This window comes from Gardnerella sp. Marseille-Q9691 (assembly GCF_046507715.1).
Classification (GTDB): Bacteria; Actinomycetota; Actinomycetes; order Actinomycetales; family Bifidobacteriaceae; genus Bifidobacterium; species Bifidobacterium greenwoodii.
Genome location: NZ_JBKFXI010000001.1, coordinates 398,862 through 424,722 on the forward strand (window position 1 = coordinate 398,862; position 25,861 = coordinate 424,722).

The 25,861-nt window shown below is 41.0% G+C and carries 16 protein-coding genes and 1 riboswitch; of the genes, 6 read left to right on the top strand and 10 right to left on the bottom strand.

Annotated elements, in window-relative coordinates:
- Positions 1-155 precede the first annotated feature (155 nt).
- The gene (locus ACLD6A_RS01675; RefSeq protein ID WP_004135052.1) at positions 156-1,286 is read right to left on the bottom strand and encodes a GuaB3 family IMP dehydrogenase-related protein; all 1,131 of its coding nucleotides are present in this window, start codon (positions 1,284-1,286) and stop codon (positions 156-158) included.
- A 382-nt stretch (positions 1,287-1,668) separates the two neighbouring features.
- Between ACLD6A_RS01675 and ACLD6A_RS01680 the strand changes: the two genes are divergently transcribed.
- Positions 1,669-2,259 carry a hypothetical protein gene (locus ACLD6A_RS01680; RefSeq protein WP_004137250.1) on the top strand — a complete coding sequence of 197 codons (591 nt, stop codon included), beginning with the start codon at positions 1,669-1,671 and terminating at the stop codon, positions 2,257-2,259.
- 182 nt (positions 2,260-2,441) lie between these two features.
- Here the strand turns inward: ACLD6A_RS01680 and uvrC are convergent, their stop codons facing one another.
- Positions 2,442-4,730 carry an excinuclease ABC subunit UvrC gene (uvrC, locus tag ACLD6A_RS01685; protein ID WP_410313399.1) on the bottom strand — a complete coding sequence of 763 codons (2,289 nt, stop codon included), beginning with the start codon at positions 4,728-4,730 and terminating at the stop codon, positions 2,442-2,444.
- A 68-nt stretch (positions 4,731-4,798) separates the two neighbouring features.
- Positions 4,799-7,759, bottom strand: a complete 2,961-nt coding sequence (uvrA, locus tag ACLD6A_RS01690; protein WP_410313610.1) for an excinuclease ABC subunit UvrA — start codon at positions 7,757-7,759, stop codon at positions 4,799-4,801.
- Positions 7,760-7,972: 213 nt separating this feature from the next.
- On the opposite strand from uvrA, the gene ACLD6A_RS01695 reads away from it, so the two are divergent.
- Both ACLD6A_RS01695 and ACLD6A_RS01700 read left to right on the top strand, forming a co-directional pair.
- Positions 7,973-9,574 (top strand): ABC-F family ATP-binding cassette domain-containing protein, encoded by a 1,602-nt coding sequence (locus tag ACLD6A_RS01695; RefSeq protein WP_019261028.1) that lies wholly within the window; start codon positions 7,973-7,975, stop codon positions 9,572-9,574.
- A 56-nt stretch (positions 9,575-9,630) separates the two neighbouring features.
- Positions 9,631-11,844 (top strand): hypothetical protein, encoded by a 2,214-nt coding sequence (locus ACLD6A_RS01700; RefSeq protein WP_019261029.1) that lies wholly within the window; start codon positions 9,631-9,633, stop codon positions 11,842-11,844.
- A gap of 18 nt (positions 11,845-11,862) precedes the next feature.
- Here ACLD6A_RS01700 and ACLD6A_RS01705 read toward each other — a convergent pair whose 3' ends face one another.
- From ACLD6A_RS01705 to ACLD6A_RS01715, 3 genes are all read right to left on the bottom strand, one after another.
- Complete coding sequence (locus tag ACLD6A_RS01705; protein ID WP_410313400.1) at positions 11,863-13,053, bottom strand: pyridoxal phosphate-dependent aminotransferase; 1,191 nt, start codon at positions 13,051-13,053, stop codon at positions 11,863-11,865.
- 99 nt (positions 13,054-13,152) lie between these two features.
- Positions 13,153-13,929: a polyphosphate--glucose phosphotransferase gene (ppgK, locus tag ACLD6A_RS01710; protein ID WP_004135072.1), complete on the bottom strand. Its 777-nt coding sequence runs from the start codon at positions 13,927-13,929 to the stop codon at positions 13,153-13,155.
- A 107-nt stretch (positions 13,930-14,036) separates the two neighbouring features.
- Positions 14,037-15,080, bottom strand: a complete 1,044-nt coding sequence (locus ACLD6A_RS01715; protein ID WP_410313401.1) for a glycosyltransferase — start codon at positions 15,078-15,080, stop codon at positions 14,037-14,039.
- A gap of 72 nt (positions 15,081-15,152) precedes the next feature.
- Positions 15,153-15,299: riboswitch (FMN riboswitch) on the top strand.
- Positions 15,300-15,305: 6 nt separating this feature from the next.
- Here ACLD6A_RS01715 and ACLD6A_RS01720 point away from each other — a divergent pair.
- The 3 genes from ACLD6A_RS01720 to ACLD6A_RS01730 all read left to right on the top strand — a co-directional run bounded on the left by ACLD6A_RS01720 (position 15,306) and on the right by ACLD6A_RS01730 (position 18,709).
- A complete protein-coding gene (locus ACLD6A_RS01720; RefSeq protein WP_410313402.1) occupies positions 15,306-15,878 on the top strand; it encodes an ECF transporter S component in 573 nt (190 codons plus the stop codon).
- A gap of 48 nt (positions 15,879-15,926) precedes the next feature.
- The gene (locus ACLD6A_RS01725; RefSeq protein ID WP_410313403.1) at positions 15,927-18,242 is read left to right on the top strand and encodes an energy-coupling factor transporter ATPase; all 2,316 of its coding nucleotides are present in this window, start codon (positions 15,927-15,929) and stop codon (positions 18,240-18,242) included.
- A 161-nt stretch (positions 18,243-18,403) separates the two neighbouring features.
- The gene (locus ACLD6A_RS01730; RefSeq protein WP_119521168.1) at positions 18,404-18,709 is read left to right on the top strand and encodes a YhbY family RNA-binding protein; all 306 of its coding nucleotides are present in this window, start codon (positions 18,404-18,406) and stop codon (positions 18,707-18,709) included.
- Positions 18,710-18,805: 96 nt separating this feature from the next.
- On the opposite strand, the gene ACLD6A_RS01735 is transcribed toward ACLD6A_RS01730, so the two are convergent.
- From ACLD6A_RS01735 to ACLD6A_RS01750, 4 genes are all read right to left on the bottom strand, one after another.
- On the bottom strand, positions 18,806-20,548 hold the full coding sequence (locus ACLD6A_RS01735; protein ID WP_410313404.1) for a PASTA domain-containing protein: 1,743 nt from the start codon (positions 20,546-20,548) through the stop codon (positions 18,806-18,808).
- Positions 20,549-20,635: 87 nt separating this feature from the next.
- Positions 20,636-21,874: a hypothetical protein gene (locus tag ACLD6A_RS01740; RefSeq protein WP_410313405.1), complete on the bottom strand. Its 1,239-nt coding sequence runs from the start codon at positions 21,872-21,874 to the stop codon at positions 20,636-20,638.
- The gene (locus ACLD6A_RS01745; RefSeq protein WP_004135090.1) at positions 21,861-23,255 is read right to left on the bottom strand and encodes a replication-associated recombination protein A; all 1,395 of its coding nucleotides are present in this window, start codon (positions 23,253-23,255) and stop codon (positions 21,861-21,863) included. Before ACLD6A_RS01745 ends, ACLD6A_RS01740 begins: the two co-directional genes overlap by 14 nt.
- Positions 23,256-23,332: 77 nt before the next feature.
- Positions 23,333-25,861 carry a DEAD/DEAH box helicase gene (locus ACLD6A_RS01750; protein ID WP_410313406.1) on the bottom strand — a complete coding sequence of 843 codons (2,529 nt, stop codon included), beginning with the start codon at positions 25,859-25,861 and terminating at the stop codon, positions 23,333-23,335.

Genomic DNA, 25,861 nt, shown 5'->3' on the forward strand with positions numbered 1-25,861 from the left:
ATATTGTTATTAGCGAACAAAAGATTTAAATAAACGTATTTTTACAAGCGTTTATATTAAAAAGTTACGCAATAATGCTAAAAAATATAGCGGTTTAGCACACAATTCATGCACTAAACCGCATATTTTATCTACAAAGTTATGCTGAAATAAACTTAACGAACATCCTGATGGAATGGGTTAAACACAACATTGCAACGCTGGAAGCTCTTTACATCCACGTATCCGGTAGAAGACATTGTTCGACGCAAAGCACCAACAAAATTCGTTGTGCCATCAGCTTCGTGGCTTGGACCAAATAGAATGTTTTCCAATGGTGCAACAGTTCCAACATTAGTGCGCATGCCGCGTGGAAGTGTTAAATGACGAGCTTCAGCACCCCAGTGAGTGCCGTGGCCTGGAGCTTCCGTTGCACGAGCTAATGGAGTTCCAAGCATAACGGCATCCGCGCCCATTGCAAGAGCTTTAATAAAGTTGCCAGAATTACCCATTCCGCCATCTGCAATAATTTGCACGTATCGACCACCGGACTCATCCATATAATCCCTACGAGCTTCAGCAACATCAGCAATAGCAGTAGCCATAGGTGCTTGTACGCCCAAAGTGTTCATAGTTGCAGACACAGCACCGCCGCCGAATCCAACTAAAATACCTGCAGCACCAGTGCGCATCAAATGCAAAGCAGAAGTGTAATCAGCGCAACCGCCAACAATAACAGGCACATCAAGATCGTAAATAAACTTCTTTAAATCAAGAGGCTCGTGATCTGTGGAAACATGCTCAGCAGACACAGCAGTTCCGCGAATAACGAACAAGTCAACACCGGCTTCAAGAACAGTATTGTAAAGTTCCTGAGTTCGCTGAGGAGAAAGAGCGCCAGCAACAGTAACACCAGCGTCACGAATAGTATGCAAGCGCTTAGCAATTAATTCCGGCTTGATTGGTTCAGTGTAAATTTCCTGAATACGACGCGTTGCAACCTCGCTAGGCAACTCGGATATTTCTTTTAATAAAGGCTCTGGATTCTCATAACGAGTCCATAATCCTTCCAAATCAAGAACTCCAAGACCGCCCATTTGACCAATAGCAATTGCAGTATCTGGGCTTGTAACTGAATCCATTGGAGCGGCAATAATTGGAATATCAAAGGTATAAGCATCTACCTGCCATGAAGTAGATACAGCCTTTGGGTCGCGCGAACGGCGCGAAGGAACAATAGCAATATCGTCAAGCGAATATGCAACTCGGGCTTTTTTGCCCAAACCAATTTCAATTTCCTGAGACATACTTATTAGGCTAGTGCCTTATGCTGACGAAGTTTTATCCGCAATGTTTTACAACTATTATCAGTAGCTTTTTGATGTTGAAAAATCTAATTTTTAATGGTTTTTATAAGCAAATTTGCATAACAATGCATACAAAATATTCATCCAAATCATACGACACACCGATAAAACCGTAATGTGTATAACTCAACACGCTTAAAATCGTTTATTTTCAAGGTAAATGACGAATATTTTGTAATTTATCCACATTTTTGCATTTTACACAGATAGACGAAAACTCGCGTTGTAAGCTTTTATCTAACTTGCTGATTTTGTAGGGATATGAGCTTAGCAAGTACTGAAATTTAAGGGCTCATAGAGCAGATGAGATACAGGAGAGAAAATGAAAATTAATATAGTTGATACATATGAAATGGATAACGATGACGAAAATGATGACGTGCTTAATAACAAGTCATCAAATAATAGCAACGATAACAATGAGCATCCGCCACATGTTGTTTTTAACGCTCGCACATCGTTACCAGTGTACGAAGGCGAACTGTCTATTGCTTTATCACGTAAAAAACTGGAGTACCATATTGGCACATGCTATTTTGACGATCAAGATGAAAAAGATCTTGTTAAGATTGCATTAAGAACTTGCCAAATAGCTTGCATTGCTTCTGATATTTCCAGAGGAAGACCTACTTCTACAGCTATGAAACAATTGCTAACACCAAAGTGTGTTACAAAATTAAATAACATGTGGAAGCTAATGGATGATTACTTCCAATATAAGAATGATATGAAAACACGTTCAGCATTGTGTGCGATGCCGGCAGTGCCGAGTTTTGTTAATGGAATGCTAACGAATCCTCATCATTTTGAAGGCGTTGTTCATATTTCTGCAGGACCTGTAGAATACTGGGCTTCAATCGTTTTGGAGCACAAATACAATAAATGGATTTGTACATATGCAGATTTGGGCTAGCAAACGGTAATAAAGTTCACAAATGTTTCATAAGTATTTAATAAAAATTACAGAAAACTCCCCCTTGTAGATTAATATTTTGCGAATCAAGCGAGAATCTTCTACAAGGTGGAGTTTTTTGTTGAAGCAACTTATACTATTTCCAACTATCACTATTTAGCAAAGCGAAATTTTTACGACAATTAGCTTCCAGCCGTTGCAGAATGTAAAGCGTCAAATATTGTTTTTGCTTTACTTTCACCAATACCATTAACCTTTTGTAAATCTTCTAACGAAGCTTTCTTTAACTCTTTTAAAGAGCCAAAGGAAGAAAGCAAACGTTTACGATACACTTCGCCAATTCCAGGAATAGTGTCAAAAGCTGAATGCAAAGCACCTTTTCTTCTACGCTTACGATGGTAAGTAATAGCAAAACGATGAGATTCATCCCTTGCGCGCTGCAACAAATACAATCCTTCTGAACTACGTTTCAAAATAATCGGATAGTCTTCATCCGGAAGCCATACTTCTTCAAGCTTTTTAGCTAAACCACAAACAGTAATACCGCTAATACCAGCGTCCAGCATTGCGCGCTTAGCAGATTTAGCTTGCTCTTTTGCGCCATCAATAATAATAAGTTGAGGCTTGTAGGCAAAACGACGATTCTGGTTAGAATCTGCAGCAAAAGTAGAATTATTCGAATTTTCAGATTCCACATTCGAATCAGAATGCTTAAATCTTCTAAAAATTGTTTCATAAACTGCGCTTAAATCATCAAGTTTTCCAACACCATTTTCTCCACGAATAACAAAATGACGATACTCGCTAGGACGCGCAATTCCATCTTCAAACACAACCATAGAAGCAACCTGATAACTACCATCTACAGTATTTGAAATATCGTAGCATTCAATGCGCAAAGGAGATTCCTTCATGCCAAGAGCCTTAGAAATTTCGTTCATAGCTTCAGTTCTAATATCTATGCTGTTAATACGACTCGATTTTATGCGAGTTAGCGCTTGAGAAGCGTTTTCGTTAGCACGCTCCATAAGAGCTCGCTTTTCTCCACGCTCCGCAACTCTAATACTTACTTTAGAGCCGCGCATATTACTAAGCCATGATTCAAGTTCTTCTTGACGATCTTCAGGAATTGAAATTGGAACTATTATTTCGCGAGGAACTGGAGAGATAGGGGCAAGCAAATCTTCACGCCCCGTAGTTTCTTGGCGCTCTCTACGCTCTCTAGTTGCTTGAGCTCGCAATATTACATCAGTTGCAGTAGCTTTTTGCGTATCGCTAACAGCATCTCGAATCTTCCTAATACTAATAGAAGTATTCTGACCTTTAAAAACATTATGTTCATATTCTGCATAAACATGCGTAATTAAATCAGCTAAAAGCTCACCGTCAGTTATTTGCTCATTTCGCTCAACCGACCAATTGCGCTCGCCGCGAATCATTCCCGAACGAACAAAGAATGCGTGAATTGAAGCCTCAAGCTCATCGGTACAAAAACCGAATACGTCAGCTTCCACATCGTCGTCAAAAACAGCTGAATTTTGTTGTAAAACAGTGCTTAATACTGAAATTTCGTCACGCAATTTAGCAGCACGCTCAAATTCTAGATCTTCACTAGCTTGCTTCATTTCACGAGTGATTTGAGAAATATAAGATGAGCCTACGCTTCCAGTAAGAATCCCAACTAGGCGCTCAACTAAATAACGATGCTCATCCGGTTTAATATTTCCAACGCATGGGGCTGAACATTTACCAATAGAGGCGAGCAAACATGGTCGTCCTGTTCTATGAGCCTTATTAAAAACCGCAGTTGAGCATGTTCTAACAGGAAAAGTTTTAATAAGCAAATCTAAGCTGTGACGCAATGGCCAAACTTTTGCATATGGTCCAAAATATCTAGCGTTTCTTGCGGAACGATTTCGAGTAATCCACACTCTAGGAAATGTTTCTCCTACAGATACAGCAACATAAGGGTAAGTTTTATCATCTCGAAAAACAACATTAAAACGCGGGTCAAAAGCTTTAATCCAAGTGTATTCAAGAGTAAGAGCCTCAAATTCTGTAGCAACAACAGTCCACTCTAAGCTTCTAGCCGCAAGTACCATTGATTGCGTACGAGGATGCAATTGGTAAAGTGGCTGAAAATAATTTGCTAAACGATTACGCAAATTTTTTGCTTTCCCAACATAAATTACTCGACCATCTGCATCACGCCACTTGTATACTCCAGGTTGCGCTGGAATATCTTTAGCCGCTGGACGGAATAAGTCACGGCTATCCCCCAATAATGGAGCTCCAAAAGCATTTAGTTTTTCGATAGCATTTTCTGAATCTTCTGAATCTTCTGAATTTTCGAGATAATGTTCATCTTCAAATGATTGCGTTTTTCGCCATTTTTCGTTCGCTTTCATTTGATCTAATTCTTGCAAGTTATCTGGTTTATGCAAATTCTTATTAAGATTATTATTCTGCATTTTCACCTCCTTTCAAGCACAAAATATGAACAATAATTTTAAGCTTTACACACTATGCGAATTTAATTTTAAGAATTTAACATTGGTTTAAGGAATTTACCAGTCCAACTTGCTTCACACAGCGAAACAGTTTCAGGACTTCCTTCCGCAACAACTTTTCCGCCAGAATCTCCACCTTCAGGCCCCAAATCAATAATCCAATCAGCAGACTTTACAACATCGAGATTATGCTCAATAACAATAACGCTATTGCCTTTATCTACCAGCGATTGCAAAACATTCAGCAACTTTCTAACATCCTCAAAATGTAAGCCAGTAGTCGGCTCGTCGAGAATATACACTGTTTTACCAGTTGATCTTCGCTGCAATTCTGTAGCAAGTTTTACGCGCTGAGACTCTCCGCCAGAAAGAGTTGGCGCACTTTGACCTAAACGAATATAACCTAATCCAACTTGAACCAAAGTATCCAAGTAGCGCGCAATAGACGGGTATGCTTTGAAAAATACTGCAGCTTCTGAAATTGGCATGTCAAGAACGTCAGAAACTGACTTTCCGTTATAAGTAACTTCCAAGGTTTCACGATTGTAGCGTTTTCCATTACAAACTTCGCATTCTACATACACGTCCGGCAGGAAGTTCATCTCAATTTTTAAGGTTCCGTCACCATGGCAGGCTTCACAACGGCCACCTTTAACATTAAATGAGAATCTTCCAGGACCGTAGCCTCTAACTTTTGCTTCAGGAGTTTGGGCAAAAAGCGTGCGAATTTTATCCCACACGCCAGTGTACGTTGCAGGATTAGAACGCGGGGTTCGACCAATAGGGTTTTGATCAACGTGAACCACTTTATCGCAATATTCCAAGCCTTCCACACGCTTGTGTTTTCCAGGAACTATGCGAGCGCCGTTTAGTTTATCTGCAAGAACAGGGTACAAAATTGAGTTAATTAGTGTTGATTTTCCAGATCCCGATACTCCTGTGATGCAAGTAAATACACCCAAAGGTATGTTAACGTCTATATTTTTAAGATTATGCTCCTGAGCTCCAATAATATGTAGCATTCGATCTGGGTTAATTAAGCGACGATTTTTTGGCACTTCAATTATTCGTCTTCTTGAAATATAGTCGCCTGTAATCGAACGTTTTGCTTTCACAATGTTTGCCGCAGGACCAGAGTACACTACTTCTCCGCCGTGTTCTCCGGCTTCTGGACCAATGTCAACTAACCAATCTGCTTCGCGAATTGTTTCTTCATCGTGTTCTACAACAATAAGCGTGTTTCCTAGGTTTCTTAAATGATGCAATGTTGCAATCAGTCGCTCGTTATCTCGCTGATGAAGTCCAATAGATGGCTCATCAAGCACGTACATAACGCCAACTAATCCTGAGCCTATTTGTGTAGCTAGGCGGATTCGTTGCGCTTCGCCACCAGATAATGTTTTTGCGGCTCTTGAAAGTGTTAAGTAGCTTAATCCCACGTCGTTTAGGAAGCCAAGTCGCGCACGGATTTCTTTTAATACTTCTCCTGCAATAAGTGCTTTAGATCCTTCTAAATGAAGCGCATTAACCCACGCTAGGCTGCGTTCAACTGGCATATCGCATACTTCAGATATTGAAGTATTTGCAACTGTAACTGCAAGAACTTCTGGACGTAAGCGTTTTCCATGGCATTTTTGGCATGGAACTTCGCGCATGTACGACTCATAGTATTGGCGCATTTGATCTGAATCAGTTTCGTCATGCTTTCGCATAAGCGTTCTAACTACGCCTTCAAAGCCTGTGGAATATTCTCGCTGCCTACCCCACCTGTTTTTGTAGGAGACTTTTACGCTAAAATCATGTCCGTACATGATTGCATGCTGTACGTCTTCTGGAAGATTTTTCCAAGGCGTATCCATGCTAAAGCCCATGTCTTTAGAAAGACCAGAAAGTACGTGCTGATAGTACATTCCTGCAGCTTTATTCATTGCCCAAGGTTCAATAGCTCCTTGAGAAAGAGATTTGTCTGAATCTGGTATAACAAGCTCAGGGTCAATTTCAAGCTTGTAGCCTATTCCAGAACATTCTGAGCATGCTCCGTACGGCGCGTTAAACGAGAATGTTCTAGGTTCAATTTCTTCAAGATCTAGCTTGTGATTATTAGGGCAAGACCTGTGCTCGGAAAATGATTGGCGCCTGTTTGGAGAGTCTTCTGGCTCGTCAACAAAATCAGCAACCATAACACCTTTAGAAAGTTTTAATGCTGTTTCGATTGAGTCTGTTAAACGAACGCGAATACCATCTTTTATAACTATTCGATCAATTACTACTTCAATATTGTGTTTCTTTTGTTTTTCAAGAGTAATATCTTCAGAAAGTTCATGCATTTGACCGTCAATAATTGCTCGCGCGTAGCCGTCCGAACGCAACAATTCAAGCGTATCTTTAAACTCTCCTTTTCTTCCTCGAACAACAGGAGATAAAATTTGCAGACGCGTACGCTCTGGCTTAGAAAGCAAAGCATCCGTCATTTGTTGAGGAGTTTGTGCACTTACCAACTCACCACACTCAGGGCAGTGAGGAACTCCAACTCTAGCAAACAGCAGTCGTAAATAATCGTATATTTCAGTAATTGTTCCAACTGTAGAACGAGGGTTTCTATTAGTAGTTTTTTGGTCAATAGAAACCGCTGGGCTTAACCCTTCAATAAAATCAACATCCGGCTTATCCATTCGCCCCAAAAATTGGCGAGCGTAAGCACTAAGCGACTCAACATAGCGTCGTTGCCCTTCTGCAAACAATGTGTCAAAAGCTAAAGAGGATTTGCCAGATCCAGAAAGACCCGTAAAAACAACCATTCGATTTCGAGGAATAGACAAGCTCACGTTTTTAAGATTGTGCTCGCGCGCTCCTTGAATAGTGATTTTCCATTCAGAAGGCACTTTAGACAAATCCGATATTATTTTTCCGTCATACGAAGAAAACGTAGTTTTATCTAGTAATGTTTGCAAAGCATCAGACTGCTTACTTACTTGCTTATTCAAACGAATACCTCCACTTTTAACCCCATTAACACTCCCCAACTGTTAACAAACCACTATACTATAAAATTACATTTAGAACAAGTGTTCGAAAAACTATAGTTTTTTCTAACTTATAATCACATATTCGTTACTAGCACACGGTACAATAGTGAGTTTGGCAATACTTTACTTACTACACATAAAATAAAGCCTAATTTTTTGGGGAACGGATTATAAACTATGCCTATTGACGCACAAGCATTAACCATTCAAATTGGTGCGCGCACGCTGTTAAACCCTACCGATTTTCATGTTACAAAGGGAGACAAAATCGGTTTAGTCGGTAGAAACGGCGCAGGCAAAACAACTCTTACTCGAGTAATTACTGGAGATATGCTTCCAGCTGGAGGATCCGTTAGAGTAAGCGGAGGCCTGGGATATTTGCCTCAGGATACTCACGCAGCGGACCCAGAGCAAAGCGTAATTGACCGCATTATGAGCGCTCGAGACATTTCTTCCATTGTGTCTAGGATTCGCAAAGCAGAAAAAGAAATGACCGATCCAGACCCGGACGTAATGACTAAAGCTATGAACCGCTACGACAAAGCTATGCAAGATTTTGAAAAAGCAGGCGGTTACGCAGTACAGTCTGAAGCAATTTCAATGGCAACAAGCTTGGGGCTACCTCAAGAAATTATGCAGCAGACTCTTGGCACTCTTTCCGGCGGCCAGCGCAGGCGCATCGAACTCGCGCGAATTCTGTTTTCCGACGCTGACACGCTTATTCTCGATGAGCCTACGAACCATTTGGACGCCGACTCAATTATTTGGTTGCGAAATTATTTGAAACGCTTCGAAGGCGGATTCCTTGTTATTTCCCACTCGACGGAACTACTTGACGAAGTAGTAAACAAAGTTTGGCATTTGGACGCTCAACTCGCCCAAATAGACATGTATTCAATGGGTTGGAAAGCATACTTGCATCAGCGCGTAGTAGATGAGGAACGCCGCCGCCGCGAGCGCGAAGTTGCCGAAAAGAAGGCAGAACGCCTTATGAAGCAAGGCATTCGCCTGCACGCAAAAGCCACAAAAGCTGTTGCCGCGCAAAACATGATGCGAAGAGCCGAACGTTTGCTTAGCGAAACAAGCGAAGCTCAAAGCCGCGAAAAAGTAGCAGATATTCGTTTCCCAGAACCATCCCCATGCGGTCGCACACCAATTATGGCAAAAGATATTTCTAAAGCTTACGGCTCTAATATTGTTTTTGCTGGAATTAATCTTGCAATAGACAAAGGTTCTAGGGTTGTTATTTTGGGTTACAACGGTGCTGGAAAAACCACAACTTTGCGTATTTTAGCCGGAGAAGAAACAGCGGATACTGGAGAAGTTCAATACGGTCACGGCTGCAAAATCGGCTATTTTGCCCAGGAACACGACACTTTGGATTTAGATGCTACGGTTCTTGAAAATCTGCAGCATGTTGCGCCAAATTTGGACGACACTCAAGCTCGCTCAATGCTAGGCAGCTTCCTATTTTCTGGCGACGACGCAATGAAGCCCGCAAAAGTTCTTTCCGGCGGCGAAAAAACGCGTCTTGCGCTCGCAACACTTGTTACATCTCAAGCCAACGTACTTCTTTTAGATGAGCCAACTAACAATTTGGATCCTGCATCTCGCGACGAGATTTTAAAAGCTATATCTAAGTATGAAGGCGCAATTGTTCTAGTCACACACGACGAGGGCGCTGTTGAAGCTTTGCGCCCTGAGCGTGTTCTTCTTATGCCTGACGGCGATGAAGATTTGTGGAACGACGAGTATCTTGACTTGGTTGCTGAAGAATAGTTAGAAAAATGCTCGAAACTTTGAAATAGAATGGTTATGTGGTGATTACAACGTCCATGCTTAAAGACTTGCCGAAAGATTCTAGCGATACTATTTCGCACACTAGTAGGCAAACTCACAGTCGCATTATGCGCTGCGCATGGCGTTTTTTACACATTCCGCTTCTTGTTTTGCTAATAATTGCACTGTTTGAATGTTCTATTGGAAATATTCCATTTTGGAGCAGTGTTACAGGAAGTACAGATAGCGCATCTGTTCACAATTCTTTAGGAAGCGGCGTTAAACGTCTTAAATCAGGCGGTCTTCTTATAACAGACCCTTCCGAAGCATACTTAGAGGTTATTTCAGATGGAAGCTCGCCTTATATTCGTCTTCAACCTTCTCGCGTTAAAAATAAGCTTTATAAAAAGCAGCAAATTATAGACGATATTCACACGCGTGTTGAAGCTAATAAATATTTAAGCAAACCGCAAAGCACAAATCCTCGAGCGCTTAACGCTTCCCTACTTAGCATTCCTGAAGAAGTAGTTGATCAACCGTGCGTAGTTAGAGTATGGCTTCAGCATCCAGCTGGAGCAATACTTGATATTGAGGATGCTAGAGCTAATGTTAGAGCGCCTTTTAGCTGGTCTTGGGGACGCGTAAGCATACTAATTGTTTTTGCAATACTTATAGCTTTATGGAATCCTTGGTCTAAGCTTTGGAAAATTAAACTCAACACAAGTAGCATTTCTCAACGATTCTACTTATTCGCATCATGGATGCCTTTTATAATCATTGCGCTTGCAACAATTATTTGGAATTTGCGCAATGCTACACCAATGCATTTTGATTCGCCTGGAAATTACGCTTACGATTTCGACCAGTATGCTCATACTGCTGACGCTCTTGCAAAAGGGCAGGTTCATCTTAATCTTCCTGTTCCTCACGAATTAACCACCTTGCCAAACCCGTATGATCCTATGGCTAGGAATAATCTTCTTAATCATTCAGTTCCTCACATGTACTGGGATTACGCATACTATAAGGGGCACTGGTACTCGTATTTTGGTGTTCTTCCAGCTGTACTACTGTTTTTGCCTTACCGTCTTATTACAAGCATTTGGATTCCAGGCGGAGCAATGCTTCCAACTACTGTTGCAACATTTGTGTTTCTTATTGCTTTTCTTATTTCAGGATCTTTACTGGTTATTCGCATAATTGAGCATACTGTAAAAAACGCTTCTTTAGGAACCGTATCAATTTCTTTAGCACTGTTCTTTATTAGCGCAAACACGGTTTACTTGTGGTTTAGAACATCTTTCTATTCCGTTCCAATGGCAGCTTCACTATTTTTCACATCTTTAGGATTATGGTTTTATTTCGGCGCATTTGCTAAGAGTAAAACTAATTCTTTTAGAAATATTGCTTTGGGATCGTTCTTTATAGCGCTTAATTTAGGTTGCAGACCTACTTTTGTAATAGCAGTCTTATTTGCAATTCCTGTGCTATACCCTATTTTGAAAAAATCGTTTAAAGATTTTAGTAAAGATTGGAAAAAATCTGAATATTGGAGAATTCCTTTGCTCTATGCTACAGCTTGGATTCTTCCAGCAGTAATTACTGCAATTCCGTTTGGATTGTATAATTTTCTGCGCTTTGGATCGCCTTTGAACTTTGGTAACGAGTATCAAATCACTATTACAGATATGACAACTATGCGTTTGCCATCGCAAAATATTCTGCCGTCTATTTTTAGCTATATTGCTCTACCTTTGCGTTTAATTCCAACTTTTCCTTGGATTGGCATTCAGCCTGTTGCTTTTGACAGATGGCAGTATGCTGAGCCTATGATTGGCGGAATGTTCGTGCTTTCTCCTCTCGCATTAGTTGCGTCTTTTGCTGCTTTAGTTATGAGAAAACGATGCTTGCACAAGACTTCGTGGAATATTGCTATAACTTCTTTAATAATTGGCGTATTTCTTATTGTTTTCGACAGTCTAAAAGCTGGAATTGGTTGGAGATATATTGCAGATTTTGCGTGGGCTTTTGCGATTGCTGCAGTAGTTGGCGTAACTTTACTTTTAGAGCATGCGGCCTCTGTTCAAAAAGATGATTGTTGGCAGAAAAAAACTATTTCATACAGCATACGTTTTGTTGTAATAGCACTACTTTTTGCTTCGATTATTATTGCAGCACTCAGCTGGTTTGTTACAGGTCGTGAAGATAGCACTCTTCGTTTTAACCCAGACTTATGGTATTTGGTTCGCTCCTGGCTTACGTTATTTTAATAAAAGTTTTTAGTAAAATTATTCTTCACAAAGAAGAGTATCAACGGTTTTTAAAAGTGATTTCAAACCTTCAATAAACTGAGTTTCTTCCGGAAGTAAAGAAAGAGCAAGATACCCATTTACAGGCATGTCAAAATAGTATCCTGGCTGCGAAACCAAGCGATAATCTTGCATTAAGCGCAACGCTAACACATCGTCATCAATGCACGATGGTACGCGCAATAAAATATTCCAACCGCCTTCTGCACGCAAAGCACTAACACAACAATTAGGCCAGGATGCTAAAGTTTCACGAAGAGTTTTAAGATTTTTACTAACGCGGTTACGAACCTTTTGAGTCTGCGAAGAAGCATACTCTAACAACTCAGGTATGCGCTCAGAAACCGTTGTTCCAATCGGCAAAAAGTCGTCTGCAATAACATCAAGCCTTTTTTGAGCTTCGTAAACATCATCTTTAGGACCTGAAACTTCAATCCACCCAACTTTTGCGTGAGGAGCTGCAAGCATTTTAGAAAAACCATCAAGCGCAAACACGAGAGTAGATGATTCTCCAGCAAGCCTAGCGTTTGTTTCAAAAGGCTCAAGATAATAATCGTAAAAAACTTCGTCAGCAATTATTGCAACATCATTATCATGACATAATTGCAATAATTCTTTACGCTCCTCACTCTTTACGTAAGAGCCGGTAGGATTATTCGGGTTAATAAGCACAAGTGCTTTAATGCGCAAAGACTTATTTTCAATTAACTCTTTTACGCGAGGCAAATCAATAGTCCAAGAACCGTCGTAATGCAAAGGATACTGTATTGCGTTCACGCATTGCAAGCGCGCAATCGACTCAATAAGCGGGTATCCAGGAGTAGGACCAATAACAGCATCCCCCGCATCACAAAGAAGCATCATAAGCCATGCGTAAGCTTGAGATGTTGAAGAAAGTACGTAAAGCTGATCTGGATTAAGCTTTGAAGGAATAGAAGTATTAGTGCGATTATCACGCTTGTTAATAAAGTCTGCAATAAGTTCCCTAGCTTCTTTAGGACCTCTTGCATCCGCAGTATAGCGTCCAGATAAACAGCTTGGGGCAAGATTATGAGCAGTAGGATTAGAATCGTTTAATTTAGTAAGCTTTATGCCTTTAGACACAGCTTTTCTCTGCGCTAAAATAATAGGATTTGGCTCACTTACATCTACTCTGGAAGAAAATCGCACGTAACAACCCTAACACTTGGCATAAAAAAGCTGGGCAACAGATTAAACCTGCACCCAGCTTAAAACAACAACAAATAAATTACTACTATTTATTAATATTTAGTCCTGTTGTTGAGTCTTCTGCATTGCGTAATAAGCTGCACCAATAATTCCAGCCTCATTATGCAAAGTTGCAACCACAATAGGAGTCTTAATATCAATATGTGGAAGGAATTTTTCGCTTACGCGGCTAACTCCACCACCAACAACAAACAAATCTGGGTTGAAGTATTTTTCCATCAAACCATAGTACTTAGTTAGGCGCTTAGCCCACTTCTTATAGCCCATATCAAGCTTTTCACGAACGGAAGAAGCAGCATACTTTTCAGCATCTCCCTTACCTTTTTCAAGCTGAATATGACCAAGCTCAGTGTTTGGAATAAGCACACCGTTGTAAATCAAAGCTGTACCAATACCAGTTCCAAGCGTTGTAGCAATAACTAAGCCATCCTTTTCTTTTGCTGCGCCAAAACGCTGTTCAGCTAAACCAGCAGCGTCAGCATCGTTAACAACTGTTACTGGACGACCGCAAGCCTCACTAAAGACTTCAGTAACGTCAACACCAATCCAAGACTGGTCAAGATTAGCCATAAAATCAAGCTTCTTGCCCGGCTTAATTGGAGCAGGGAAAGCGATTCCAACAGGAACGTCTGCAGGAACTTCAAAATGCTCAAGCTGCTGACGGACAATATCTGCAACCGCCTGAGGCGTAGAAACTGCAGGAGTGAGAATCTTATAACGAGGCTCTGCAAACTCGCCCTTTTCCAAATTTACTGGAGCAGCTTTAATTCCAGAACCACCAATATCGACGCCAAATGCTTGTGCAGTGTCAATCATCTCACTAACACTCCCCTCTGAATGTGTGCTGATAACAGGATATTCACAAGTATTGTATCGTATATTTATTGCGACACGCTTGCTGATTGTTAACTTCTATTTCACTTTTACTTCAAAGAAGGCATAGGTTTCCACGTTCCGTCGTGCAAAATCTTCCTAGAAGCAAGCCAACCGGTAAATAATTTCCAAATACCGGAAAGAATATGCTCACGGTCAACAGCCAACAGACGAATAATCTCTTTAGCAGCAGTTAAAGCGGTTCCAAGCGCAAACATAAACGGATGGAAATCACCATGAACCATAAAGTAGCGAGCCATAAACCCACGATTTCGCATAATATGGTAACGGTTCATGTCAGAAGTTGAGTTTAGTTGACGAACTCCTGCAATATCCCAGTTTGGAATATCGCGAGTGCGACGAAGAATAATATCCGGAACAACAATAGGATTCGTAACCTTACTAGCAAGATACCCGTAAGTAGTATCATCCCAGTAAATAAAGTAGCGAGAATCCGGGAAGCCGATTTTTTCAACAATATCGCGACGAATTAAACCGCCCTCAAAACACATTGTGTTCATCACACGATAACCCGCATTACCAAAAGCTGAAGGCGCAATAGGATTAGGTATGCCAAGAGGAACCAAAAAATCATACTGCCAGTAGAAATTACCGCCGTCGTAATCTAAACGACTTCCTTGAATAACAGCGTGGCGCTTAGTCCAAGGAGCAAGACGCTCAATAGACTCAGGCACTGTTTCAACGTCATCATCCATAACCCAGAACCACTTAGCACCAAGCTCATAAGCCTTCTTAACACCAGCGCTAAAACCGCCAGCGCCACCAAGATTCTCATCCTGCGGAGCGTAAACAACGTGAGAACAATTGCCCTCATCGTCCTTTTCTGCATTACCCCAACGATTAGTTAAATCAGCTTCAAGACCAGAAACCATTTCGCGAGTTTTATCGCTGCACTCATTGTCAACAACAACAATTCGCCAAGGGCACTCGTTCAAACATTCAAAAGAATGGAACAAATTATCCAAAAGTTCCTGACGCTTATAAGTAACCACAACAACAGCAAGCTTATCAATACTCTTGCATACGCTATTGGCTTTGCTGTTAACAATTTTCTTTGTTCCCATATTGCTCATACTTGTATTCTCGCACCTACCCTCGCCACACAATTATTACAACAATGTTCCTAGCATGAGATACAAAAGAATAGTCAGTTTCAGGGAAGGTGAAAATCCTTACTGGCGGTAACAAAATGCGTATTTTATGCCTTTTTGAAGCCCGCGAGCGGCGTAAAAGCTGCTGATTCGGTTAAATTCCGAAGCCAACGGTTACAGTCCGGATGAAAGAAACGGAGGCCCATCATGGGCATTTCTAATACGAATAATCACCAAACTTATGCAAAGAACTCTAGCTGGTCTAGCGAAAAAATAGCAAAATACGCTCTATTCGTAGCACTTTCAATGGCAGTAAGTTTCATAGAATTTCCACTTATTCCAGACTTGTCGTATTTAAAATACGATCCTTCAGGAATCGTGTGCCTAGTTGCAGGATTCGCATACGGGCCTTCAGCTGCAGCAATCGTAAGCATACTCGGCTTTTCACCACACTTATTTACCAATCCACTCGGCACAGTTATGGCAGTGCTAGTTTCTTTAGGAGCTAGTGTTACAGCGGCAATCGTATACAAGAAAATGCATACCAGAAAAGGTGCAATCATTGCACTTTTGGTAGGCTCTGTTGTTGCAATTGCGCTCGCAATAGCAGGAAATCTTGTTATTACTCCTCTTTATTCACCAAAGATAACCGTTGCTACAGTTGCATCTCTTATTATTCCAGCATTGCTACCGTTTAATATTATTAAACTTGCGCTTCACGTTGTAGTAACAATGCTTGTTTATAAACCAGTTTCTAAACTACTTCACCACAGCAAGTAAATCTTCTAAACGGCATAAACTATGCAAAATACCAGCACAAGCAGTAGTATGAACGAAGCTCAAAATTGCGCAGTTGAAAACAATACTCTAGTAGTGTTGCGAAATATTTGCTTCAGCTACGATGATGGAAAAACTTGGACGCTTGAGCAACTAAATCTTACAATTCGCTCCGGCGAGCGCGTAGCGATTGTGGGCAAAAACGGTTCTGGTAAATCAACTTTGGCAAAAATTATTGCAGGTTTAACAGCTCCAGATAGCGGCTATGTTGAATTGTGCGGCGAAAAAGTTTTTGAAAATACTACTGCTTATGCTGATGCTTACAAAAATGCGCGAAAGCTTATTGGCGCTCTGTTTCAAAGTCCAGAAGATCAGATTGTTACTACTGTTACTGAAGATGATGTTGCTTTTGGACTGGAAAATTTAAACGTAGAACAGCATAAAATGCGAAAACTTGTTAACAATGCTTTAGAGGCTGTTCACATGCAAAATCATAGACTTTCTAACCCAAGTCTTATGAGTGGCGGGCAAATGCAGAAAGTTGCTTTAGCAGGATCTATTGCAATGCAGTCAAAGCTACTTGTGCTAGATGAGCCTACTTCTATGCTTGACTCTAAATCTCGCGAAAACGTTGACACATTATTTGATGATTTGCATAAAAACGGCACAAGTATTGTGCAAATTACGCACCGAATTGACGAATGCCAGCGCGCAGATCGCATACTTCTGCTAGAAAATGGGGTGCTTCACGAAATTTGTTTAGAAAAACTGGAATCATATTTCAACAATTCTAAATCTAGTTTTTCAAAAAAAGCGCAGGAAAATATTAATAATTACGCGAATCGAAACGAAAACATAAACAATAGCACGCATTCAAATAAAGCAATTTCAATATCACACTTAACAGTTAAATACGATGATAAATCTCCAGCTGTAATTAACGACTATTCACTTGACGTAAACGAAGGTGAAATAATTGCAATAATGGGCGAAAACGGCTGTGGAAAATCCACTCTTGCGAAAGCTTTGTGCGGACTGTTAAAAGCAGAATCTGGTTCTATAAGCGTAGAAAAAATACCTGTTAGTGGAAAAACTTCTAAAAAGAATCGTCAAAAACTTCGCGAAACTATTGGCTACGTAATGCAGCTTCCAGAGCAGCAGCTTTTTGCTAACACTGTGCACGAAGATGTTGCTTACGGTCCTAAAAATTTTGGTCTAAAAGGAGACGAACTTAAAGAACGTGTAGATGAAACGTTAAGGCTGCTTAATCTTGAAGATTTGGCTGAAAAATCGCCTTTTTCTCTTTCCGGCGGCCAACAGCGTCTTGTGGCGATAGCGGGCGTTCTTGCTTTTAGACCGAGAGTACTTGTGCTTGATGAACCAACAGCAGGATTAGATTTTGAAGCAGCATCGCATTTATTGCGAATTCTTTGCGAACTGAATAATCAAGGCGTAACAATTGTTGTTATTACGCATAATATTCATGACGTAAAAGCTTTAGGAGCAAGATTAGTAACATTAAAAGCAAACAATAGTGAAAGTTTAGAAGATACAAAGAAATCATCACAAGAAACGATTGCGATAGAAGAATCTTCGCAAGAAAAATCAACCTCACTACTTAGCTCTTTTGATCCCAGAATAACACTTATATCCTGCTTTATGCTCATGCTAAGCGCTTTTAGCATCACTCATTACACGCAGTTAGCTGTTCTTGCTTTTGCCACACTGTGTCTAATAATTGCCGCAAAAATACAATTCATAAAACTAATTTCTTCACTACACATGCTTATTGCAGTATTTACTTTTTCGGGATTGCTGAATATTCTTGCCGTTCGCACAGGCAAAATACTTTATAAACTCGGGCCGATTATTGTAACTTACGACGGAATTAATTGCGCAATACTATTTGCCACAAGATTCTCGCTTGTAATTATTATTGGCGCAATATTAGTTATGACAATAAGCCCAACAGTACTAACCGAAGCCTGCACGTCTTTACTGTCGCCACTTAAAACTATTGGAGTTCCGACGCAGGAAATATCGCTTATTATGAGCCTAGCATTGCGATTTTTACCAACGCTTTCTAACGAAGCAGTAGAAGTTGCGCACGCTCAAACTGCTAGAGGCGGAAGCATACGGGACGGCTCGATTTGCAAACGAATCCACGCAATATCTTCGCTTATTGTTCCTGCTTTTGCAGGCGTTATTCGCCACTCAGAAACACTTTCTTTAGCACTTGACACTCGCTGCTACACGCCAAGCGCAACAAGATCTCATTTGCACACGCTGAAAGTTAACGCAAAAGATGTGCTGTTATTAGTTGTGGCCGTTGCTTTTGTTAGCGCGATTATTGCAATGAGTTTATAAATGTTATACAGAATAAAATTATGCATAGCAAAATACGCATGTTGCAATTTTTGCGTGAAATAATTCGCAAGATACTGTATAATCCGTTAAGCACTTATGTAACTTATGCAATACTTTTGTTTAATTAAACTTGATTAAACTTGCATGCGAAAGGACGCCTTATGGCATTGACAAAGAAGCAGATTAAGCAGCTTCGCGCACTTGCTAATACGCTAAGCCCACTTTTATACGTTGGCAAGAACGACATTACTGATGCAGCCGTAAAGCAAGCAGACGAAACCATGCAGTACCACGAACTTATGAAGTGCGCTGTGCAAGATGGTTCCGGATTAAGCGCTAAAGAAGCAGCTGAAGCTCTTGCTCAAAAGCTTGGCGCCGAAGTCGTGCAAGTAATCGGCAATCGCTTTGTATTGTTCCGCGTATCTACACTCGACAACGTTGACCACATTATGCTTGTGCGTGAATAAATTATTTCATATGTTAGCGTTCAAGCATTAGGTTAAACATAACTAGCGCTTTGCAAATTTGCAAACATCTCTACTTTCAGTATTTATTTAAAGATTTTATGCAATAGGAAGCTTGCTCCAGTCGAAAGGCTTTTCAACCAAGTAGTATGCAACACTATCGTCTGGAGCAGGCTTAAACGGAACAGCCTTGTGCTTGTTCGTTGGCACAAACGGATTGTCTCCTATATCGCCTTTGTAAGGCTCAGCATCAACAGTTGTTTGGGTATACAGTTTCGGATTCCTGCGTAGAATAAACGGTCTTGTAGTATCCGGCTTTTTATTGCCTTTTCCTTCAAAATAGCCAGAAGATTCAATCTTATTAAGATTGGCATGAACTGGAACTACAAGGAAGAAGTCACGCATTCTAAACGAAGAGCCTTTCCAATAGCCAGGAATTTTATCAGGACTTCCATATTGCTTAATGTCTTCAGGAGGTTCAAATGAGTCAACCCATTTACCATTAACACAGATATTTCCAATATTGTCGTTAGTGGTTTCGCCACAATAAGGCAAACCCATTCCGCGGTAAAGTTCAAAAGCACCAGTGTCTCCACTTAAAAGGTGGTTTTTCATGCGATCTTCTCTACCACTCTCATAATCATGCGGAAGTGTGCAAGCGCCCGGGTCTTGAGAATAATTGCATAACGCTAGATATTCGTAGAAGCGAGAATCGTTAGAGTCAACTGGGTCATCTGGGAACTGTAAAAATGTGAATATTGGGTTTGTTTTTGGATAATAATGCGTCTGAAGTTCCATGCAATCACCATCATTAGTGCACCAAGTGCCAAACATTGCAGGAGCAGTATTAGTTGCCCAACGTACGCTATTGTCACTTGGACTATTCATTGTCATAATATTTTTAGTTTCAGAAGCGTCAACACCGTAATACAAGTCAATATGTCCACCCGAGAATTTCGTTCCTAAAGCAGGATTAGAAGCAATGATTTTGCCAAGATTCTTTTCTGACGAAAAATGCGGGTGCAATGAAACATCTTTCATCCCCAAATCTCGCAACTTATTTACTGCTTCGTCTTTATCCATTCCGAATAAGTCTGCAGGAACACCTTTGCCTTCAACTCCAACGGCTAGACGAATCACACTCTTATCACTACTTCCGTTTGAAACTGGGAAGCCAGGCATTGGATCTGTTGCAACAACTTTTCCAGTATTAGTAGAAATAATATTGTACACTTCAACCGGAACACCCATTGAGTTTGCTACTTTTTTAGCCTTTTCAATAGACTGACCAACCACTCCCTTTTTAGGAATTCCAGGGCCATTAGATTCTATAACGGTAATATGGGATGAACTTGGAACACTTTGACCAGGATGAACATTAGCAAAACGAACAAAACCGCCGCGCTTAACAGAAGAAAACTCTTTAGAAACAGTAACATTTAAACCTTGCTTACGAAGATTATCTACTGTTTTTTGCAAAGGAACACTTTTAAGAGCACTAGCTTTAGGAATAGAAATATTACGATTTGAGTGAGCGCCAAACTGTAGCCAGCAAAATATCATAATCGCTACAACAACTACAGAAGCAATAGCTGCAATTACTATTTTGCCTTGTTTTGAATTAAAGAATCCTTGTAAATTATTGTTTTTTACTGCACAATTCACAGCATCAGAATTTATACCAGAATTAGCAATAGTAGGATTTTCAGTAAGTTGAGAACCATAGTTTGCTGAAGTTGCATAGTTTTTAGATTCTGAATAATTTTCAACAGAGCTACCACATGAAGAACAGAATTTACTACCTTCATCTAATTTGCTTCCACAATTTACACAAAATGCCATAATTCCTTCTTTTAATTCTGTTTGTGCGTGAATAAATTATTTCATATGTTATCGCGCAGCAGGTCTCACGAACTTGCCTAATGTTGCTTATTTGTACTCATCTAAGCTAGGATCTAACTCCTGAATTATATATGAGCTACTGCTTAATACAGGCTGCGCCCATGGAAGATTGTTTACAGTATCATACATTCCATCTGTTGCAAAAGTAACTCTCTTTCCAACATAATTCATAATCTTGTCATGATTTGGATCGTGCACAAATGCATCATCTAATATTATTACGACCCTATTCATCAAATTACTTGGAGGTCTGTATCCGCACTCAGTTCCATTACAATATGACGATGCTGAGCGCGGATTATCTAATGCGAGCACTGTGGTAGTTGGGTTATTGTTAATACGTATAAAATCATCAAGACTAAAACCAGTATATGTTACTGGCGCACCAGGATAGTTGTATGCTTCTTCTGGAGTAAGCTGTTTTACTGTACCAGTATAAACTTGATACCCTTTTTCTTGCCATTGAAGAACTTGCTTATCGTACGCTTTTTGCTTATCGCTACGTTTATTTGAATTGATTAGCTTATTGATACCAGTTGCATCATTTATAGGAATAAAAACTGGAGCAACTACTTTATCCATTTCGCACGTATCGTTTTCATTTTTCTTAATAGGATAATCAACAACTGTAGTACTATCGTTCAGATTGTTTCCCGTAAGCGTATAAGATACTTCTTTCCACTTGAATGGTGTTTCCGGGTTAAAAGAAGGATTGTTATTAGAAAGATTGTTATACCACTCTTCACTTTCCGGAAGATAGAATACTAAACCTTTGTGATTCCTATAAAAGAAAAGTGTTGAATGCTCATATCTACCTAATAGAGTTTTGAGAACATTATTAGGAGCAACTAGCTTATTCCCATCGTATGAAAAAACTCGTGTTGACGACACTTCCTTAGTATCGTCTGAATCATTTTTCTTAACTTCGTACGTATCATTAACCAGCAAATCAGGTATTTTGTCATCATTAATATCCCATAAGGCGTAAGTATAATCGCCTTCTGGAGCATCATTGAATGAATACTTGTGAATATTTTCAAGCACCTTTTTGTATTCTTTACCAGCTTGAGAAAGAATATCGTCAGTACTGCGAGTATGCGGTTTTGTGATAGCACTTATGGCACTACTAGCAACATGATTCAGCGAAAAACCGCTGTTTTGTACAGTGTCTGCAACAAAGCGAACATACACAACCCATGTTGTAATCATGCAAATAAGCACAACTGTTGATACGCAATAATACAAAAAAGCGTTATTCTTTTTCATTGCCAACTTCTCTACTTTCTTTAGACTCATGAAGTATATTGCGAATTTGAGATAAGCGTTGAGTTAGCTCGTGCTCGTAGCCACGATTCGTTGGATGGTAGTATTCGCGGCCAACAAGCTCGTCTGGCATGTACTGTTGGGATGCTACAGCTCCCGGATAATCGTGCGCATACTGGTATCCTTCGTGGTTTCCCCAGCTTTTCATTAGTTTCGTTGGAGCGTTTCGCAAATGAAGAGGCACTTGACCAATATTTCCAGCATCAACATCTTGCAAAGCCTGATTTATAGCGTTGTAGCTTGCGTTTGATTTAGGCGCGGTTGCTACAGCAATCACAGCTTCGGAAAGAATAATGCGCGCTTCCGGCATTCCGATTAAAGCTACGGCTTGAGCTGCTGCAACAGTTACTTGCAAAATTTGCGGAGCTGCCATACCAACTTCTTCGGCAGCAGCAATCATAATTCGTCTGGCAATAAAACGCGGGTCTTCCCCAGCTCGAAGCATTCTCGCTAAGTAATGCAAAGAAGCGTCAACATCGCTTCCGCGCATCGACTTAATAAAAGCAGAAATCACATCGTAATGATCGTCGCCATCTTTGTCGTAGCGAACTGTGGTAGTGTCCATTACATTAGACACAATATCTGCAGTAATAACAGGTTTCTTTTTGCCATGCTGCAGCGCTAAATCTCCTGTTATTGCTCCTGCCGCAGCTTCTAAAATAGTAAGAGTTTTACGAGCGTCTCCCCCGCTTAAACGAATAATTGAATCTATTGCGTCTTCGTCGATTTTAAGCTGATTGTTTAGCCCATTTTCGCTAGTTACTGCTCGTTCTATAAGAGTATGCAAATCTTCAACACTAAGAGAGTCAAGTTTAACAACAACAGACCTACTTAAAAGCGGCTTAATGATTGAAAAACTTGGGTTTTCTGTGGTTGCTCCAATAAAAGTTACGTCACGATTTTCTACGCTTGGGAGCAGAGCATCTTGCTGCGATTTAGAAAAACGATGAACTTCGTCAATAAACAGAACCGTTTCTTGACCTTTGCTAACTAAACGCTCATGCGCGCGGTCAAGCACGGCACGAACATCTTTAACACCAGAAGTTACAGCAGAAAGCTCTTCAAACACGCGACCAGACTGGCGAGCAACAATATATGCTAACGTAGTTTTTCCAACTCCTGGAGGGCCAAAGAGCACAACAGAACTTGGAGCAGTAAGAGAACCTTTCGACTGAGGATTCGCAAGCCTTCGCAAAGGAGAGCCTTCTTTTAGAGCGTGATTTTGCCCCAACACGTCTTCAATGCGGCTCGGTCGCATGCGCACAGCTAACGGACGCGTTACATCGCTAGGCGCGCTACTTGCTGCAAATAAATCCTGCTCCATAAATACCAGCTTACAATACGTATAGAACAAACGTTCGATTCTAGTTGTTGGTTACAAACTAAAACAAGTTTACAACACTAGACGTGCGAAACTTGGTAATCGAAGAACACAACTTCGCCTTCATCTTGCGTTGTATCTAAATCAACAATGCCAGTAATAGCCCAATTATGATCCCCGTCAGAATCGTCTATAATCTGCCGCACTTTCCACGAGTGCTCACTCTTCTCTAGCGAATCGTCAAGAATAAACAAGTCGCCACTTCGAGCTTTGGCATCTATTCCAACATACTCATGCTCGTCGTAGTAATCGTCAAGCACATCATTCCACTCGTGAACGCTGTAACCCCAAGCCTTGTCAAGCTCTCCTAAAGCTTCCGCATCTTCCAAATCCATAAGTTGCACACGGCGGAACATTGCGTTTCGAATAAGTACAATAAGACCCCTGCGATCTTCAACCACAGATTCAGAAGTTGAAGGTGCAGCTGTAGTTACAGCATTAGCTTCAGCGTCCGAACCCCCTGCACTCTCCCACTCGTCAACAAGACTAGAATCAATAGAGCGCACAACAAGACGAAGCCACGAGATAATATCACGCAATTCTTCGTTAAGCATGTCTTCTGGCACAGTGCGAGCGAGCGAACGGTAAGCGTCCGAAAGGTAGCGAAGAAGCGTTCCCTCACTTCTAGCAATACCATAACGAGAAATGTAGCCAGTAAAATCGGATGCTGTTTCAACCATGTCTCGAAGCACAGATTTAGGCTTAATCCAGTAGTCGTTCGCCCACGGCACGTCTTTGCGATACTGCGCAAAAGCAGGAGTTAGCAAGTCTTCAAGAGGCTTAGGATAGCTAACTTCCGCCAAGCGTTCCATGCGCTCCTCGTAGTCAATGCCATCGTCTTTCATACCAGCCATTGCAGCATCGCGAGCTTTGCGCTCTTGAGCACGAAGAACAGGCTTAGGATCATCCAGAGTTGCTTCAACCATAGAAATTACGTCAAGCGCGTAGCTTTGAGACTCGGGATCTAACAATTCCAAAGCTGCGAGCAAGAACGGCGAAAGCGGCTGATCTAGCGCAAAGCCCTCAGGCATTGCAACGTCAAGCTCATAATCGCAAGAACCGTCCGCGCGCTCTATGCGTTCAATAACTTGAGTATCGAGCAGAGTTTGGAAAATATCGTCGCAACGTTCAAGAAGTTTTTCTTTATCTTGCGGCTTTTGCGCGCTATCTTCAATAAGTTTTTGCACACGCGCTTTAGCATCTCCACCTTGCGTAACTTCGTTCAAAATCATTGAGTGAGTTACAACCATGTGCGGATTTAAAGTTTCCGGCGCGCTTTCAATAAGCTTAGTAAACGTTGGCTCGCCCCAAACTACAAAGCCTTCTGGAGCCTTCTTACGCTTAACTTTTTTAAGCTTTTTAGGATCGTTACCAGCTTTTGCAATAGCTCGCGCGTTTTCAATCTCAAACTCTGGAGCCTCGCTAACCACTAAGCCCTCAGTATCAAATCCCATTCTGCCTGCACGGCCTGCAATTTGATGAAACTCGCGGGCGCGAAGCTTTCGACTACGGTTCCCATCAAATTTTGTAAGAGCTGTAAGCACAACAGAATGAATTGGCACATTAATACCAACTCCAAGAGTGTCTGTTCCGCAAATAACTGGTAGCAGTCCTTGCTGAGCCAGCTGTTCTACGAGCCTGCGGTAGCGTGGAAGCATGCCAGCATGATGCACTCCAACGCCGGTTCTAAGTATTCTTTGCAAAATTTTGCCAAAGCCTGTAGTAAACTTTGTGCCTTTAATTGCTTGAGCAATTTTATCTCGCTGCTCTTTGCTTGAAACTCCCGTACTTGCGAGCGCTTGCGCTGTTTCAAGAGCTGCATCTTGCGAAAAATGAACTACATAGATTGGCGTTAAACCCTTGTTAAATAAGAGTTCTACAGTTGCAGCAAGCGGCTTATCTGTGTACTCGTATTCAAGTGGGATTGGTCTTGGCGCGTTAGCAATAATATCAACGCTTCTTTTTGTTGTTTTTTCTAAGCGTTCCGCAATATCCGTTACGTCTCCAAGAGTTGCGCTCATAAGTAAGAATTGCGTATTTGGAAGCGTAAGTAGAGGCACTTGCCAAGCCCATCCGCGCTCAGGGTCACCATAGTAGTGAAATTCGTCCATTGCAACGCAATCAACTTCTGCGTTTACGCCTTCTCTTAACGCTTGGTTTGCTAAGATTTCCGCCGTGCAGCAGATTATTGGAGCATCCGCGTTAATATGCGAGTCGCCAGTAATCATACCAACATTGTCTCGCCCAAAAATAGCAACCAAGTCAAAGAATTTTTCAGACACAAGCGCTTTAATTGGCGCAGTATAGTAGGAGCGTCTGCCGGTAGCGAGTGCTGCAAAATGCATGCCTAGCGCTACTAGAGATTTCCCGGAACCTGTTGGAGTGTTTAAAATAACGTGGTCTCCTGCAAGCAAATCCATAACTGATTCTTCTTGATGCGGCCACAAATCTACATGTTTGTTATCTTTAACCCAATCAACAAATGCTTGAAAAATCTCGTCTTCGCTAGCATGATGCAAATCAAGAGCTAACTCGCCCAATTCAGTCAT

Bases quoted from the DNA above. Each gene is read 5' to 3' on its own strand.
- ACLD6A_RS01675 (WP_004135052.1), bottom strand. From the start codon at position 1,286: ATGTCTCAGGAAATTGAAATTGGTTTGGGCAAAAAAGCCCGAGTTGCA.
- ACLD6A_RS01680 (WP_004137250.1), top strand. From the start codon at position 1,669: ATGAAAATTAATATAGTTGATACATATGAAATGGATAACGATGACGAA.
- uvrC (WP_410313399.1), bottom strand. From the start codon at position 4,730: ATGCAGAATAATAATCTTAATAAGAATTTGCATAAACCAGATAACTTG.
- ACLD6A_RS01695 (WP_019261028.1), top strand. From the start codon at position 7,973: ATGCCTATTGACGCACAAGCATTAACCATTCAAATTGGTGCGCGCACG.
- ACLD6A_RS01700 (WP_019261029.1), top strand. From the start codon at position 9,631: ATGCTTAAAGACTTGCCGAAAGATTCTAGCGATACTATTTCGCACACT.
- ppgK (WP_004135072.1), bottom strand. From the start codon at position 13,929: ATGATTGACACTGCACAAGCATTTGGCGTCGATATTGGTGGTTCTGGA.
- ACLD6A_RS01715 (WP_410313401.1), bottom strand. From the start codon at position 15,080: ATGAGCAATATGGGAACAAAGAAAATTGTTAACAGCAAAGCCAATAGC.
- ACLD6A_RS01720 (WP_410313402.1), top strand. From the start codon at position 15,306: ATGGGCATTTCTAATACGAATAATCACCAAACTTATGCAAAGAACTCT.
- ACLD6A_RS01725 (WP_410313403.1), top strand. From the start codon at position 15,927: ATGAACGAAGCTCAAAATTGCGCAGTTGAAAACAATACTCTAGTAGTG.
- ACLD6A_RS01730 (WP_119521168.1), top strand. From the start codon at position 18,404: ATGGCATTGACAAAGAAGCAGATTAAGCAGCTTCGCGCACTTGCTAAT.
- ACLD6A_RS01735 (WP_410313404.1), bottom strand. From the start codon at position 20,548: ATGGCATTTTGTGTAAATTGTGGAAGCAAATTAGATGAAGGTAGTAAA.
- ACLD6A_RS01740 (WP_410313405.1), bottom strand. From the start codon at position 21,874: ATGAAAAAGAATAACGCTTTTTTGTATTATTGCGTATCAACAGTTGTG.
- ACLD6A_RS01745 (WP_004135090.1), bottom strand. From the start codon at position 23,255: ATGGAGCAGGATTTATTTGCAGCAAGTAGCGCGCCTAGCGATGTAACG.
- ACLD6A_RS01750 (WP_410313406.1), bottom strand. From the start codon at position 25,861: ATGACTGAATTGGGCGAGTTAGCTCTTGATTTGCATCATGCTAGCGAA.